Source organism: Bacillus sp. RC242, from assembly GCF_044908245.1.
Taxonomy (GTDB): Bacteria; Bacillota; Bacilli; order Bacillales; family Bacillaceae_G; genus Bacillus_A; species Bacillus_A mycoides.
Genome location: NZ_JBIYCZ010000005.1, coordinates 159,100 through 175,528, shown reverse-complemented (window position 1 = coordinate 175,528; position 16,429 = coordinate 159,100). Strand labels below are relative to the sequence as shown.

General features: G+C 31.9%; 18 protein-coding genes. 14 read left to right on the top strand and 4 right to left on the bottom strand.

Features of this window, described 5'->3' with window-relative positions:
- The first annotated feature begins 43 nt into the window (after positions 1-43).
- Together ABH957_RS11855 and ABH957_RS11850 are read left to right on the top strand one after the other, a co-directional pair.
- Positions 44-1,285, top strand: coding sequence for a methyltransferase domain-containing protein (locus ABH957_RS11855; protein WP_404511282.1), 1,242 nt, complete (start codon positions 44-46; stop codon positions 1,283-1,285).
- A gap of 113 nt (positions 1,286-1,398) precedes the next feature.
- Entirely contained in the window at positions 1,399-2,703 is a 1,305-nt protein-coding gene (locus ABH957_RS11850) for an MFS transporter (RefSeq protein WP_404511280.1), read from the top strand.
- 205 nt (positions 2,704-2,908) lie between these two features.
- On the opposite strand, the gene ABH957_RS11845 is transcribed toward ABH957_RS11850, so the two are convergent.
- The gene (locus ABH957_RS11845) at positions 2,909-3,778 is read right to left on the bottom strand and encodes an SDR family oxidoreductase (protein ID WP_002165699.1); all 870 of its coding nucleotides are present in this window, start codon (positions 3,776-3,778) and stop codon (positions 2,909-2,911) included.
- Between the two features lie 143 nt (positions 3,779-3,921).
- Here ABH957_RS11845 and ABH957_RS11840 point away from each other — a divergent pair, with 143 nt between their 5' ends.
- A complete protein-coding gene (locus ABH957_RS11840; protein ID WP_002085280.1) occupies positions 3,922-4,305 on the top strand; it encodes a winged helix-turn-helix transcriptional regulator in 384 nt (127 codons plus the stop codon).
- A gap of 91 nt (positions 4,306-4,396) precedes the next feature.
- On the opposite strand, the gene ABH957_RS11835 is transcribed toward ABH957_RS11840, so the two are convergent.
- Positions 4,397-5,095: a hypothetical protein gene (locus ABH957_RS11835; RefSeq protein ID WP_002085281.1), complete on the bottom strand. Its 699-nt coding sequence runs from the start codon at positions 5,093-5,095 to the stop codon at positions 4,397-4,399.
- Positions 5,096-5,602: 507 nt separating this feature from the next.
- Between ABH957_RS11835 and ABH957_RS11830 the strand changes: the two genes are divergently transcribed.
- Together ABH957_RS11830 and ABH957_RS11825 are read left to right on the top strand one after the other, a co-directional pair.
- Entirely contained in the window at positions 5,603-6,403 is an 801-nt protein-coding gene (locus ABH957_RS11830; protein ID WP_404453742.1) for a GNAT family N-acetyltransferase, read from the top strand.
- A 46-nt stretch (positions 6,404-6,449) separates the two neighbouring features.
- Positions 6,450-7,325, top strand: coding sequence for a glycerophosphodiester phosphodiesterase (locus tag ABH957_RS11825; protein WP_404453745.1), 876 nt, complete (start codon positions 6,450-6,452; stop codon positions 7,323-7,325).
- Between the two features lie 103 nt (positions 7,326-7,428).
- Here ABH957_RS11825 and ABH957_RS11820 read toward each other — a convergent pair whose 3' ends face one another.
- Positions 7,429-7,896, bottom strand: coding sequence for a DUF2306 domain-containing protein (locus ABH957_RS11820; RefSeq protein WP_002085290.1), 468 nt, complete (start codon positions 7,894-7,896; stop codon positions 7,429-7,431).
- A 175-nt stretch (positions 7,897-8,071) separates the two neighbouring features.
- On the opposite strand from ABH957_RS11820, the gene ABH957_RS11815 reads away from it, so the two are divergent.
- A complete protein-coding gene (locus ABH957_RS11815) occupies positions 8,072-8,602 on the top strand; it encodes a DUF4269 domain-containing protein (protein WP_404511368.1) in 531 nt (176 codons plus the stop codon).
- A gap of 45 nt (positions 8,603-8,647) precedes the next feature.
- Here the strand turns inward: ABH957_RS11815 and pdxR are convergent, their stop codons facing one another.
- Complete coding sequence (pdxR, locus tag ABH957_RS11810; protein WP_002165703.1) at positions 8,648-10,081, bottom strand: MocR-like pyridoxine biosynthesis transcription factor PdxR; 1,434 nt, start codon at positions 10,079-10,081, stop codon at positions 8,648-8,650.
- Between the two features lie 152 nt (positions 10,082-10,233).
- Here pdxR and ABH957_RS11805 point away from each other — a divergent pair, with 152 nt between their 5' ends.
- The 8 genes from ABH957_RS11805 (at position 10,234) to ABH957_RS11770 (ending at position 16,333) form a co-directional block, all read left to right on the top strand.
- Entirely contained in the window at positions 10,234-11,145 is a 912-nt protein-coding gene (locus tag ABH957_RS11805; protein WP_113936386.1) for a DMT family transporter, read from the top strand.
- A 283-nt stretch (positions 11,146-11,428) separates the two neighbouring features.
- On the top strand, positions 11,429-12,352 hold the full coding sequence (locus ABH957_RS11800; protein ID WP_113936387.1) for a nucleoside hydrolase: 924 nt from the start codon (positions 11,429-11,431) through the stop codon (positions 12,350-12,352).
- A 77-nt stretch (positions 12,353-12,429) separates the two neighbouring features.
- The gene (locus tag ABH957_RS11795) at positions 12,430-12,894 is read left to right on the top strand and encodes a GNAT family N-acetyltransferase (RefSeq protein ID WP_404511278.1); all 465 of its coding nucleotides are present in this window, start codon (positions 12,430-12,432) and stop codon (positions 12,892-12,894) included.
- 261 nt (positions 12,895-13,155) lie between these two features.
- Positions 13,156-13,725 (top strand): DUF4256 domain-containing protein, encoded by a 570-nt coding sequence (locus ABH957_RS11790; protein ID WP_113936389.1) that lies wholly within the window; start codon positions 13,156-13,158, stop codon positions 13,723-13,725.
- Positions 13,726-14,097: 372 nt separating this feature from the next.
- Positions 14,098-14,544: an NUDIX domain-containing protein gene (locus tag ABH957_RS11785; RefSeq protein WP_002013219.1), complete on the top strand. Its 447-nt coding sequence runs from the start codon at positions 14,098-14,100 to the stop codon at positions 14,542-14,544.
- A gap of 199 nt (positions 14,545-14,743) precedes the next feature.
- Positions 14,744-15,016: a heterocycloanthracin/sonorensin family bacteriocin gene (locus ABH957_RS11780; protein WP_002013220.1), complete on the top strand. Its 273-nt coding sequence runs from the start codon at positions 14,744-14,746 to the stop codon at positions 15,014-15,016.
- 113 nt (positions 15,017-15,129) lie between these two features.
- Positions 15,130-16,158 carry a serine hydrolase domain-containing protein gene (locus ABH957_RS11775; RefSeq protein ID WP_002013222.1) on the top strand — a complete coding sequence of 343 codons (1,029 nt, stop codon included), beginning with the start codon at positions 15,130-15,132 and terminating at the stop codon, positions 16,156-16,158.
- 31 nt (positions 16,159-16,189) lie between these two features.
- Positions 16,190-16,333, top strand: coding sequence for a hypothetical protein (locus tag ABH957_RS11770; RefSeq protein ID WP_002013225.1), 144 nt, complete (start codon positions 16,190-16,192; stop codon positions 16,331-16,333).
- The last annotated feature ends 96 nt before the right edge of the window (positions 16,334-16,429 follow it).

The following is a 16,429-nucleotide window of genomic DNA, read 5'->3' as shown; positions in this document are numbered from 1 at the left end:
AAAAGAAGTATTTATAAACAAATACTAAAATGGTAGTGATATTATGAAAATCGGAAAGTTTGGAGAAAAAAACAATATAAGTATAGATACAATTAGACATTATATGGATCTCGGACTAATTATTCCTGAAAAAAAGGGTGGCCATTATTTTTTTGATGAGTATTGTCAAAAAGATGTAGAGCTTATATTAGAGTACAAATGGCTAGGATTTAGTTTGAATGAAATTAAAGAACTTTTTCTTTATAAAAGTTTAGCAAAATCTATAAATTATGAAAAAGATACTTTTTACCAATCTTTATTTAAATTGAAATATGAAAAGATTGAACAAGAAATACAAATTTTAGAGGAAAGAAGAGATAAATTAAAGGCAGCGTTAAATGATTTATCTATAACAACTGAGATTTCTAATTCAATTTTAGGGGTAGATTTAAGGGTGCTTAATTTTCTTACATGTTTTAAGTGTAGCGGAAATTTAATTCTTCAAGATGGAATTATTAATAGTAATCAAATTACGGAGGGGAAATTAACTTGTAATTGCGGCGAAGAATATGTTATTAATTCAGGGATTTTAACAGCAGATAAATCGTTTGAAACGTCTGACAGGGCTTCTTTTGAAGATCCTGCTTCTTTTGAAGATCCTATTTCAGATTATATCCATGCAACTGATTCTTCTTATTTGGAGAATATACATAGAATAGGAGAATGGGCGAAAAAGAAACTAAAACAACTAGATTTAAATGACAAGGTAATACTTGATATAGGATCGGGTCTTGGATTCTTTTTACGAAATATTTATGAAGAGCTGCCAGAGGATTGCTTATATATTGCTGTTGATCGTGATTTGAATAAACTTCTATTTTTAAAAGATGTAATTGAAAAAAGAAATTCCAAAAGAAACATTCTTTTTATTTGCGCTGATTTTTTAAGTATACCTATTCAGAACCATTCTGTTGATATTGTAATTGATCAGTCTGGTACAAGTAATTACAGTTTTGAGCATGAGGATTTTTTACTTCACGAATTAAACTATCTATTCAAACCTGATTGTTATTTATTAAGTTCATTTATTGTATTTAAAAATTTTAGCATAAATAGCCAAATTACAACTAGATTAAGAGATAATTTTACGTCTTCAAAAGTCAAGGGAGAAATCCAAAAGCTACAGTTTAATTACATAGATGAAAGAACTTCAGAATATATAGAACGAGGCGGAAAGTACGAAGATTTCTTTGTTCAAGGAGAAGAAATTTATACATATTCATTTTTCGGAAAAAGATGGGGTTAACCCCATCTTTTTAAATTTTTCTTTTAGAAGTTTTTAATAATAGCATATTGATATTGGGTTAACCCGAGAACTTACACTGTACGTAATACAAAGTTCAGCGGGAGGGAAATGTTATGGGAAGTTTACGATTACATATAGAAAATAAAAAAAGAAACCAAGAACTAAGAAATATTTGTTTATATTCAATTGCAAAAACAGTATCAATATCCGGTAGCTCTATATATAGTTTCGCATTAGGATTATATGTTTTACAAATAACCGGATCTGCGTTAAATTTTGCGATTACGCTCATTTTAGGAACGATTCCAATGATTGTTATGAATCCATTTGCCGGTGTAATTGCTGATAAGGTTGATAAAAAGAAACTGGTTATTTGTATGGATTTACTAAGTGGTTGCTTATTAATAACTGTTTATATATTAAGCAGCTATTATGGATTAAACTTATTCATCATTTATACTACTACCTTTCTTATGACGGTATTTACAACATTCTTTGGAATAGGGTTAGAAGCGGCAAAACCAAATATCGTCTCTAAAGTGAGGTTAATGAGTATTAACTCTATAAGTAAAATTATCGATTCTGTATCTTTAATTCTCGGTCCTATGTTAGGTGGCATCGTTTTTGCTGTATTAGATATAAAAACTTTTATAATTATAAATGGTATTTCATTTATTCTTTCGGGCATATCCATATTGTTTATTCACTTTAAATTGTTCGAGTACAACATAAATGATGGATGTTCAAAAAGAGAAATTAATTTTATTAAAGATATAAAAGAGGGGTTTTCTTACTTAATTGAAAAGGAAAGCTTAAAGAATACGTTTAGTATTTTAACTTCACTTAATTTCTTCCTAGGTTTTGCTGTAACTGTTCCATTGCCATATATTATAAACACGGTTCTCAATCTAAGTTCTAAGCAATTTGGTATGATTCAAGGGACTTTTCCTGTAGGGATGATAATTGGTGCAATTTTAGTAAAAAAGATAACTAATCGTTTTTCTTACTCTTATCTTTTGAAAAAGCTAAGTTCAATGTTGGCAGTTTTTATGATTATTTCAGGAATTCCAGTTCTATTCAAAAGTTTTGAAGTAAATGATTTTGTATACGTTATTACGTATTGTGTTGTTATGTTCTTTTTAGGGCTAATAATAGCGTTAATTGATATTCCTTTAATTTATTTCACGCAAAAAGAGATTCCTGATGAATATAGGGGGAGAGTACTCAGTATTGGATTAAGTATAGGTAAAATGATGCAGCCAATAGCATTGGCATTATCAGGATTATTATTAAATTATATCCCTGCTTACACGATTCCAATTACAGGAGGGATAGTATTTCTTATTTTGAATAAGGCTTATTCAAATAAGTTGAACTTAGAAATTCATTCAAAAGATTATAGTGTTTTGCGTAGCTAAGTAAATTTGTTAAGTAACAAAAAGATGTTTATTTTGCAATAGAGTCCTTTAAAAAATAATAATGTTGTTTAAAAATCCTTCTTTAACTAAAGTGATAGATGGTCGAAGTAAAGGCAGTAATAAAGAAGTGCCATTCCTAATGTGGACTGGCACTTTGTAAGATACAAAATTTATTATTTGATCTCGGCTGTAGAATTTGATTTATCTATTTTGTATTTACTAATAAATGTGTTAATGCTTGCTTTAATGGTGTAGCCTGACGTTCTAATAAGAAATTTAAATGGGTATGTGTTGATTCTAATCCTCCTTCCCGAATCCCTTTTTGAGTCATTACTAACATTGGAAGGTAGGCTTCAGGTACTCCAGCACCTTTTAACATTTCTTCATAAGAAGAGTCATCTACTTCTAATAAAGGAATTTCTTTACCTAATACTTCACTTAATGTATCAACAAATTGCTGTTGTTTTAAATTTTCACCAGAAAGTTCATAAATCTTATTTTTGTGACCATCAGCTACCAAAACATTCGCTGTTGCTTCAGCTAAATCCGGACGATATACCCAACCGATTTTCCCTTCTCCTGCAGAAGTCACCCAAGGGGCACCAGCCATACAGCTTTGAATTGTACCAAGTTCATTTTCTACATACCAGTTGTTACGCAGAATCACATAAGGAATACCTGATTCAATAATTGCTACTTCACGTGCTCTATGCATGCCCGCTAGGAAAAAGTCATTTCCTTCTGCTCTTGTAACACTTGGATAAATAATTTGTTTTACACCTGTTGCTTTGGCAGCTTCTACTGCATTTGTATGCTGACGTATAACTGTATCAAAGTCACCAAATGTTGACATGATGAATAAATGATCAACATCTTTGAATGCTGAAAACAAGGTTTCTTGATTTTCAAAATCCGTTACACGTACTTCTAAGCCTTGTTCCTTATAGCTAAGTGCTTTTTCAGACTTGTCATCACGTACCCCAACAATTATTTCTTCAATTGATAATCTGGTAAGTAAATACTCAACAATTTTAGAACCTAAATTTCCGTTTGCACCTGTTACTAAAACTTTCATACAATCTCCTCCGTTACATACAGCGTTATTTTTGATTTTTGTATACATTACATATACTATTTCTTAAGAAGGATTTATGTAAGTAGGCACAATTTAATAACATAGTCATAAAAATAGTACTTAGCGAAAAAGGAGATTTTATTATGGCACGTTTTAGTTATCAAGATGAATCGGTTTCTGAAGAAACACAGCAAGAAATTTGTCCATTAACAGTTACCCAAAATGCAATTGCAGGAAGATGGAAAATCGTGATTTTGTGGCATTTAAGCAAAAATGAAATTATTAGGTTTAATGAATTATTGAGGATGTTACCTGGCATCTCAAAAGGAATCTTAACTAGACAATTAAGAGAGCTTGAAGAGGACGAGCTAGTACACAGAGAAGTTTATAAAGTTGTTCCACCAAAGGTAGAATATTCTTTAACAGAGCAGGGGGAAAAGTTTATACCTGTATTAGAAGCAATGCAAGCTTGGGGTAAAGATTTACTAAATAAAAAAATAGAGATGTATGAAAAGCGTCAGGACTAATAAATTATTAATACCTTCCTATTACCAATAGGAAGGTATTAAGTTCAAATTAAATACTGAACAATTTATTAATGTAAGTTGTACTGGAAAACTATCGTAATTCGGCTGTCTTTCTAATAACTATTTTATCAATATCATCTTCTTCATCACCAATAAATAATCCGCGCTCTTTTAAATATGTTTCGAAGTATAAATCTGCTTCTGCACGTTCATCATATGGCTTTACAGATAGAACGAAACCTAATTTATTTTGCTCCTCTAAATGAGAAGTGGAGATGTAAGCCGGTACATTGTGGCGTAAAAAGAGCTCTTTAACCGGAATAATCATATCTTTCATTAATTTCGTTAGCATACCCATTTCAAACTCAAAATTAAAGCGATCTATACTAGATAAATCCGCGAATACTACACCAATAAAACCTGTATTAAATACTTCTTGATATTCAATGTCTTCGTCACCATAAAAATTCTTTTCGATCAAATAATTTATAAAATAAGAAACACCATCACTTTGTTCAAAAGGTTTTGTTGAAAGAACGAAGCCAATTTTCTGTTGTTTATGTAAATACACACATGACATGTATGCAGCGATATTATGTTCTTTAAATAATGCACTCGTTGCTCCAGATAGACCATCTAGTACGTGATGAACAATTTGAAGTTTTTTACGAGCGAAATAATAGGATTTCTTTTGTAACTCCAATGTATCAATAAAGACAGAGCCGATAAAGCCTGTATTTGAAATAATAGGTGTTTGCTTTTTTCTTCCTCTGCGCTTTGCTTGAGTCATTGTTAAAATCATCCCTTCATGTACAATTAAAATAAAAAGAACGTTTGTTCGTATATTTATATTTTACTATTAAAACGCTCTAAAGTAAAGGGTTTTTGATGAAAAAACAACAAAAAAGACACCTGTAAAAGGTGTCTTAAACGCTGTAGGGAAGAGGGTTCATCCCAACTATTTATATTATGATACAGAAACAATCTCTTCTGTATCTTCTACATCTAAATGACAGTCCATAGTACGGACATCTTGATCCTCATGACTTCCGAAATAAATAGTAATTTTCATATGTATCGCTCCTTTATTCTAGGAATACCTAAAATAATTACTAGTAATGTTAATATTTATTATATACCACTTTTTTCATTCCGACAACGTTATATCATTTTTAATTCTTTTAGGGCGCATAGAGTGATTTATAGAGATATTTTTATAGAAATAGGTACATTTCTTATATGTTATATTTAATACTGAAGGATTCGAATACGAATTTTTATGAAAGGAGCAAAATTAATGAATTATAAACAGTTACTAATAGACAATTTCACATATAAAACCTCATATATTGCGCGGCAGGTAAATGGAATGGATGTAAAAGAAACGAAGGATTACATTACTATCGACTGCGGATTACCTGCAGATACATTTAATATTATTACACTACTAAATAGTAATGTAACGGAAGGGATTGAGAAATTATATAAGGAGGTAGAATGCTATAATCAAAAGAAATTTCCAATGAGTGTTTGGTTTTGGGATGATAAACAAGAACAGACTATAAAAAGCGAATTAATCAAACTTGGTTTAAAAGAAGCAGAACAGAATATCGCGATGGTAGCAGACTTAAGAAAAATTCATCCAATAATAGACATTCCAGTAGGTTTTACAATACAAAAAGCAACATCGCCAGAACAAATACAACAATTTGGCGAAACGTTAGCGGCTTTATTCGGTACATCAGCAGAAGGTACTCACGTTCAAGCATACTATAATCAAATTTCTTCTTTAGATGTATGGAATAGCGATGACATGAAACTATACTTAGGTCTTTATAAAGGTGAGGTAGTATCTGTTGGCTCTTTAGTATGTACGAAAGATAGTGTCGGTATTTATGATATAGCGACTAAAGAAGAAATGAGAGGAAAAGGTTTTGGCTCTACTATGTTTAATTTCCTGCTGCAAGAAGCAAAACAATTAAAAAATATGTACTGCGTACTACAAGCTTCACCTGATGGAATTAACATTTATGAAAAATCTGGATTTAAAGCTGTAGGACAAATGACTGTTTTTGAAAACCAGCATTTATTTGGATAATTCATCCAAATAAAATCGCTTTAAATATAGGAGTTAACATACCGTTATGAAAAAAATATCTCTAATTACACTCATATGCTTCTTTATGGTAATAAGCATCTTTGTTTTTCAGCAAATAAATGAACATAAATACATTAAAGCTACTAATACATTAAATCATATAAAAAACATTGCACATAGAGGTGCATCTGCATATGCACCAGAACATACAATAGAAGCTTACAAATTAGGACAACAATTAAAGGGAGACTATATAGAAATAGATCTTCAAATGACAAAAGACGGACGTTTAATAGCTATGCACGATGAAACATTGGATCGTACAACGAACGGTACTGGATTAGTAAGAAATCATACATTAACAGAAATAAAACAACTTGATGCAGGCAGCTTTTTCAATGAAAAATACCCCGATTTAGCAAAAGAAGAATTTAAAAATGCTAAAGTTCCAACACTAGAAGAAATTATTGAAACGTTTGGACATAATGCTAACTATTATATCGAAACAAAATCACCAGATGAATATCCTGGAATGGAAGAAAAACTATTAGAAATTATAAATCGCTACCAAATAAATGATAAAGCTATTATTCAATCATTTAGTGAAGAAAGTCTGCGAAAGATTCATAATTTAAATGCCAATATACCGTTAGTACAATTATTATCATATAAAAAAGCAGTTCAATTAACAGAACTAGAAATTGAGAATTATAAAAAATACTGCATTGGCCTAGGAATGAACTTTAAATATATTGACGCAGCCTATGTAAAAAAAATAAAGAAATATGGATTAGAAGTGCATCCATTTACAGTAGATAATGAAAAGGATATGAAAAAGTTACTTATATGGGGTGTAGACGGGATGTTTACTAATTATCCGGATCGTTTACATTCAATAAAGCCTTTAAAAAAACAGAAATAAAAAGAATCCAATAAAACTTGGATTCTTTTTATTTTCTCTTCTATGTCTTTACTACATTAAATATCATTTTTACAAAACAAACTAGAAAGTAAACAAAATGCAATTAATTTTTCCTTTGTTTTTTATATTTTCTTGATACACTGGCTACGAGAGGAATACCGATTATAGTAGGTAAGAACCAAAACCATATTGGTGGAAGTAGATTTAAAATAGGGATATACATACCAATGTTTACTAAAAGTGCGGTAACTGCACCAATATAAGAGCCTAACATACCTCTAATATGGTGTTGCAACCAATTTCTCCATCGTTTTTTTCTTGCGAGATATCCGTAAATCGCAAATGAATAGGAGATAATTGCTACATAAAATAAATATGCGATTTCATCCCACTTTATAATGGCCAATATAATTGCCGTCAGGGTTATGACAACATAAGATGCATGATATATTTCGCCCCATTCCGTATGTTTTCCTTTCTTTTTTTGAGCAACCATCGCTACAATACCAGTAATTAAACATATGGTTCCAAATAATATGTGTATGGTCAAAAGAATATTGAAAATGCTCATAAAAGTTCCTCCTTTTTTATTTTTATAGTATTGCAGTATAGGAGAAAAGTTGAAAAATATAGTTAGTTCGCCTTAATATATTGAAATAAAGGTACTCCTAGAACAAAATGAAATGATTAAATTTTTTCTCAAATTTAGTGAGATGAGTATTACGTTAAATGAAGGAGAGACTTCTATATTTACATCTATCACATACTTACAATCCGGGAACGATAAACAACAAAAAGTTTACGACGTTATGAATAAGCTAAACATAATGGCGGATTTAGCTTTATATAGTCCTGTACTTTGTGGGACAATCTCTATTAGAATTGATACCCTTCACTCTGACTTAGATATTGTAATGGAAGTACATAATTATGATGTTTTTGAACAGGAAATTAGATCTTTGTATGGTTCATATGAAGGTTTTGAAATGAAAAAGAAAAACATTAGAAATATCTTAACAATAAAGGCAACTTTTCAATTTGAAGGTTTTGAATTTGAATTATTTGGTCAACCGCAGCCAGTGCGTAACCAAAATGCATATAAACATATGATAGTGGAGCACATGCTATTAATGCAGCATCCCCATATTAGAAAAAAAATCATCCAATTAAAAGAACAAGGCATAAAAACAGAACCGGCTTTTGCACAAGTATTAAAAATTGACGGAGATCCTTATGAAGAACTTATTTTATTAGGACAGGAAATGAGATTTTGGTAAATAGGGTACACATAAAAATCCTCTTTATATAAAAGAGGATTTTTATTATGCCATTAACTTACGAATTAAATTACTTAATATATAAATACCTTGAGTAATTTGTTCAGAGGAAGCATATCCATACGATAAGCGTATGCACTGATCCGATTCTTCTTCATAAATACGTCCTGGGTTTAAAAGAACTCCCTTTGATAGTGCTTCTGAAAACAGTTTTTTCATTGGAATGTTAGGTACAACCGTTAGCCATATAAAAAATCCACCACTTGGAATATCCCATGTAGCAATATCTGCACAATACTTGTCTAAAGCTTGTAACATCATTCGTCTCCGCTCTTTCAGGTGGATCCTTACGTTCGCAACGTGTTCTTCATAAAATCCTTTACTCAACCATTCTGCAGCAACTCTTTGTGATAAAGAACTTGATCCATAGTCAGTTTGCATTTTTATGTCTGACAATCTCTCAATAACAGGCTCTGGCCCGATAATCCAGCCAATTCTAAGTCCTGGGCTAAGTGTTTTAGATAGACTGCCGATATATAAAATATGTCCATGTTTATCCATCGACTTTAAAGGTAGTGGCGGTATTTCATCAATCCATAATTCACGGTAAATATCATCTTCAATGATAGGCAATTGTTCTTTTTCGCATATTTTTAGTATTTCTTTTCTTCGATCCTTGGACATTAATACACCCGTCGGATTTTGAAAACAAGGAATCGAATATAAAATATTTTTCTTTTGACTATAATTAATTCTTCTTAACAAGTCATTAGGGATAATTCCATGTTGATCCATCTGTATTCCAGAAAGGTGAATATTAGCCGATTGAAATACATGAAGAGAATATAAGTAAGAAGGTCGTTCAAGTAAAACAGTTGACTCTCTATGTAAAAGACCGATTGATATTAATTGTAATGCCTGTAATGCACCAGAGACTATTAATATAGAGCTTGGTGATGTATTTATTCCAAATGATTTTACATAATTACTTATTGCTTCACGTAAAGGGAAATATCCTTTTTGTTCTTCATATCCGAAATAATCTAGTTCCTCACATACGTTACGCATAATGAATTGCATAGTTTCTAACGGGAAAAGATGAGGTGCAAGTTCTCCTTTACTAAGATGAATCAATTTTTTATTTGCTTCTGCTTTATTTATTTCTCGTACCATTAACTTGCTTGGTTTATGAATACCAGCCTTTACATATTCACTCCAATCGGGCGGGGGATTGGTGGCTAATAATGACCATGTATTATTCGTTACAATTGTTCCTGACCCGATTTGCCCTTGAATTAAGCCATCTGCCATAAGTTCTTCTAGTGCGGTTATTACAGTACTACGATTTACATGAAATAATTTCGCTAACTGCCGCTGGCTAGGAACCTTACTTCCAATCGGCCATTCTCCGTATTCAATTTTTTCTTTCATATAGTCTATTATCTGCCGATATTTAGGCAGTTTTTTATCAGTAGACATATTAAAAACTCCCTCATTCATTTTAAAAATGCAAAGTGGTTGGTTTTTTCGAGGATTAACTGGTTGAAGACATTGTATCAACTATTAAATATGATGAAAAGAAATAATTGTTAATTAGAAAATGGCTGGTTTATTGGAGAGGGAGAGAAAATATGCATAATAAAAAATGGGATTTTCGTATTGTATGTGCTCACGCTTTTACGATTCTTATATGGGGAACAGCTTTTCCAGGAATTCGGATGGGGCTTGAAGCTTACACCCCTGAACACCTTACTTTGCTACGATTACTAATTGCTTCTTTGATTCTTCTTCTGTTTTCACTTATATACAAATTACGGTTACCTGATTTAAAAGATATTCCAGTAATTTTTATATTTGGCGCTCTAGGATTTACTATTTATCATATTGCACTAAACTACGGTGAACAGAGTGTAAATGCTGGACCTGCTAGTTTAATTGTTTCAGTAACACCTATATTAACGGCAATTCTTGCTTCTGTTTTTATGAATGAAAAAATGAAATTAAATGGTTGGATTGGTGGTGTAATTAGTTTAGTAGGAATTGCTTTTTTATCATTAAGTCAAGGAGATTCCATTCAATTGAATAGTGGGGTATTACTAATATTATTAGCGGCATTTTCAGAAAGTCTATTTTTCGTTTTTCAAAAGTCTTATTTAAAAAAGTACGGTTTCTTACCATTTACAATATATACAATTTGGTCTGGTACTGTATGTATGCTTATTTTTTTACCAGGGATTTATCAAGAAATTGTAGCAGCTCCTATAGAAATTACTTTGAGCGTTATATATTTAGGTGTGTTTCCGACAGTCCTTCCATATATTGCATTAGCGTATATTACATCTCATGCCGGGGCTTCTGAAGCAACGAGTTCTCTATATTTAACACCAGTTACTGCATGTTTTATTGCGTGGATATGGTTAGGCGAGGTGCCAACCTTTGTTTCGATAATTGGAGGGATAATTACTATACTTGGAGTTGTGATTGCTCATTTAATATTTAAAAAAGATAATTATAAGCAAATCGAGAGCGAAAAAGTATGGTAAGACATCCCTGCGAGTATTTGCAATTTGAATGCAAAATTTCGGATTAATAACAGGCTTTCAATTCTATAAATATAGTGGGGATAATCTATATTAAAATCAGTTAGTCCAATATTTGTACGAGATTTAATTAAACTGGTAGATTATTTATCTGCAAAAGAACTAGCATAATGCTAGTTCTTTTTTATCAATACATTACTCACCATTAATATTTGCTTAGAACTGTATAGATTTAAATTATTTCCACATATACATAATTATCTTACCTATGAAAGGAGTGCATTTCTTGGAGAAGGTTTTATTTTTTGGAGACCCAGGTATTGATGATTCGTTTGCAATTATGTATGGCTTACTGCATCCTGAAATTGAAATTGTTGGTATCGTAACTGGATATGGAAATGTTGGACATATACATGCCGCTCATAATGCCGCATATATTTTACAGTTAGCAAACAGACAAGATATTCCTGTAATTAGCGGGGCAACAAAGCCACTTACAAATGAAATTACAACGTATTATCCTGAAATTCATGGACCAGAAGGATTAGGACCCATACATGTACCGGAAAGTGTGTTATCTATTCCGATATACAATTTTGGTAGTATTGCTGCGATTCTTGTAAAGTATGGAAAAGATTTAACAATTGTCGATGTAGGAAGATCTACCTCGTTAGCGATTGCTTTTAATTTATGGAACGACTTGATGTTAAATATAAAAGGAATTTATTTTATGGGTGGTGTCTTTTTAGAAGCAGGGAATGTTACTCCATTAGCAGAGGCAAACGTGTACGGAGATCCTATAGCAAGTCAAATTGTATTTCAGCAAGCGAAAAATTTAACGTTATTCCCTTTAAATGTAACAAATAAAACGGTTTTAACCCCAAGTGTATTTACTTATATTTTAGTTAATACACAAAATCCATTTAAGCCGATTATGAAACCCATGTACGATTATTATTTATCAGCATACCAAAAACTCAATCCATCTATTGAAGGGCCATTATTACACGATGTACTTGCTATAAGCGGTTTAGTGAATCCTACATTTTTAAATTATACATCCCGAAAAGTGACTGTGGATATTTGCGGCGAAACGAAGGGACAAACTTTTGCTGATTTTCGCCTACACTCTAAATCTGAAGGGGCGCGTATAGCGTTACAATTAGATGAGGAAAAATTTATTCAGGATTTTATGAAAATCATGTTATAAGTTGATGTCGAAAAAGGGAATCATTTCACTCCGTTGAATATAAAAGATAAATTCTCTTTTTAAAGGAGCTTAAAATAGTGAACGTCCAATTAAAAATTGTTACGAGAGAAAATTGGGAAGACGCATTAAAGTTACGAGTTAAAGAAAATCAAATGCAATTTGTTCCGGCAGTGGCAGTATCACTTGCTAAAGTATACATAAAACCAGATGGTGAAAATGTCGAATATATTCCATTCGCTATATATGATGGTGACCTTATAGTTGGTTTTATTATGCATGCTTTTGTACGAGAGTCAACAGATATGTATTGGATTAACGGATTTATCATTGATGAAAAAGAGCAAGGAAAAGGATATGGAAAAGCAGCATTACAGGAAATCATTAACTTAATAAAAAATAACTTTAAAGAGTGTGAGGAAATTAAATTAACTGTCCATAAAGATAATATTTCTGCAAAGAAACTATATGAATGTTATGATTTTAAACCATTAGGAAATGTATATGACGGTGAGGAAGTATATCGCTTATTGTTGTTGAAATAAAGATGTACTGTTTTGAATAAAGTTATATCGTGTATTTATAGTGAAAAGGAAAAGAACATCTAGAATTGAAAGATCGATTAAGAAACTGTTTTGAAACAATAAGTTGTTCCGTTAAAGGGCCATATTGCGGAGAATTGGTTGTACTAATTCATATAAATTATCGCAAACTCAATTCACGCAATTATTTAAACATTTTATTATAAAACAGTATTTATATATACTTAAACTATCATTAATAAAAACATCAATGGAGGAACTAATATGAAAGAAAGCAATAAAAAAAAGTTGTCACTAGAGCAACGTGAAGAATTACTACAAACATTGAAAGATCGTTTTGAGAATAATATGAACCGTCATAAAGGTTTAGAATGGGCTAATGTTCAAGAAAGGTTGGATGCTAATACTGAAAAGTTGTGGTCGCTCAACGAAATGGAACGAACTGGTGGCGAACCTGATGTTGTTGATTTTGATAAAGAAAAAGGCGAATATATTTTTTATGATTGTTCAGCAGAAAGTCCTAAAGGTCGTAGAAGTGTTTGTTACGATCTTGAAGCGCTAGAATCAAGAAAGAAACATAAACCAGAAAATAACGCTATTGATATGGCAACTACCATGGGTATTGAACTATTAACGGAAGAAGAATATCGTACATTACATAATCTTGAAAATTTCGATATGAAGACGTCGAGTTGGGTGCAAACACCTTCTGATATTAGAGAACTTGGCGGTGCCCTTTTTTGCGATTATCGCTTTGGACACGTCTTTGTGTATCACAATGGGGCAGAATCTTACTATGCCGCAAGAGGCTTTCGTGGTTCGTTAAGAGTCTAAAATTTGTACAGGCAGGTAAATTTGAAGTAGAGAATAGATTTGCTTAGGGAATAGTAGTGATTGCATACTTTAGCTACGGCTTCGATTTTGAGGCCGCAAAGAATAGGGCTAATCAAACCTTATTGTAAAAGAATGAATCAACTAAAAATATTAAGAGTATGTTTTGATAATTTTCTTCATAAACATACTCTTTTTTAGAATCGTTTATCAAAATTATTAGTTTTAATTAACGTATAAACGAGAACTTGTAAAAGGTACTCTTGCAATTATCAATGAAATTCACCCATATGAAACACCTATGATTTATATTATCCCGCTTTTAAATGAAAATTTTCGAGCAAGTATAAAGTGAATGATTAGGAGGAATACAAAATGAAAAGTAAATTCCATCATATTGTACGAGCTATCATGATACAAGATGAAAAACTACTAGTTGCTGAATACATAGGCCATCACTATTTTTTACCCGGTGGTCATGTGGAAATTGGGGAATCAGCAGAGAATGCACTAATAAGAGAGTTACGAGAAGAACTTGGAGTAACTTGCAGTATAAAACAATTTTTAGGCGTCATAGAAAATCAATGGCAAGCCAAAGAAACCCTCCACCATGAAATTAACCACATTTTTGAAATAGATTCAAATGAGTTAAAATCCGATTTCACTCCAATATCTAAAGAGTCCCATTTAGCATTTCACTGGATTGATTTTAATAAAGAAAATATAAATTCCTATACAATAATGCCGACACCTTCAGTAAAAGAATTACTAGAAAGAAAATTAAGTGATGAACTATTAACTTGCTGGATTAGTAACTTTTAATTGTCTCTATTTATATTAATTCCGTCCACTAAAAGAATATAAAGAAAATAGGCTCATAAACAAGGTACATCACCTAGTGTAAAGTCATATTTTGTTGATGTACGCATTTAGTCTATAGCCTTATTTCTACTTTATTTTTAAAAGTAAATAAACTCGAAAATTTGGACGGAATTTACATTTGTAAATGGAGGGTTTCATAATGAATGAGTTTCAACAAGAACTACAAGCGTTAAACCTTAATGCTTATCAACCTGGTAATGTTGTGTATTGGGATCAGCAACAAAATCAATATCCATATTACTACATTCAAGACGATGCACGTCGTTGTGGCGGATGCGGTGGCGGCGGACGTTGTGGCGGTGGCGGTTGTGGTGGTCGCTGTGGTGGTTGTGGCGGCGGACGTTGTGGCGGTTGCGTAGGTTGTGTTGGTTGTTTCAGCTGTTCTAATTGCTGGAACTGGTGGTTTATTTAAGTATTATAGATCTATAATATTTCACATGAAAGAAAAGTGCAGATGCAAAGTTATAATGTATTGAAACTTTTCTTTCATGCTGTTATTTTTATATGTTTTAGGGGGATATTTATTTGTACAAATATGAAAAATTAATTTCATGGGTAGAAAGCATTAAAGAGACCAATCAAAGTTCTGCGGCAGCACTTTGTATTATGAAAGATAATAAGATTGTACTAGAGCATTATAGTGGAACGCATTCAAATACTCCTACTAGTAAAAAAGTAACCATATCTTCACAGTTCAATGTCGCTTCCGCAAGAAAAAGCTATTTAGGATTAATGGTAGCTTATGCAGTTTATGAGGGGGAAATAAAATCACTTGATGACGAGGCAGTAAATTATTTTGAAAAACATGATCCTTCATTACTCGGTAAGACAACGATAAGACATTTAGTAACTCATTCACACGGTTTAAATGAAACCGATGAGGGGACAGTTTTTCGTGAATTTGAACCGGGACAAGCTTGGGCGTACAGAGATATTAATGTAAGAATGGTGACGCAGCTTATTTATCAGCTGTATAATAAGAGTTTTCCTGAATTACTAAAGGAGCGTGTATTCCTACCTGCCAACTTCAATGAAACTGGATGGAGAATAGAACATGATGAAAATTTAGTTAAGGTTATTGTAAATCCAAATGAAGATGCAATAAGTAGTGTTGGTGCAGTAGATGACGGCTCCGAGAAAAATCTTTTTGTCTCCGCGAGAGAATTTGCCTACTGGGGGAACCTGCATTTAAATAAAGGGTTTTTAAATGGTAAACAAATTGTGCCAAAAGAAGTTATAGCACTTGCTACGAGCTTACAAAGTCCAGAGTATACAAATAAAGAACTACCTCAAAACGGGTTGTTTTGGTTCGTTCAAAATGAACCTGCTTTATTTAGCGAACTTGGTGAGCGAGTTCCTAAAGGTTCCTATCAAATATTAGGAATTACAGGACCAACGATATTAGTCATTCCAGAATATAATGTCGTCGTTGCTAAAATGTACAATAAAAGATACAACTATGGTGGGGATAATTATTTATATTATTTACGTGAATTTAGCAATTTAGTCGCTGATACATTTAGTAGCAGTAAAAATAATATGGTTAGGGTATAACTACTCCTATAATAAAAAGGAGTGAACTTTAATGAAAAATGAAGTGAATAAAAATAAAAAGCAAAATATAAAGGATGTAAACACAGAACAAAACGCGATTTATAGCGATCCGAAAGATGCAGCTAATATGCAAACTGTACCGCAGCCGAAAGACTTTGAGGAAATTGAATATTAATTTTCTCTCCGACTTATTTATGAAAGAAAAATACGTCTTAAGTCTCATCACTTTCAGCAAATTATTTGATAACATATATACATACGCATTCGAAAA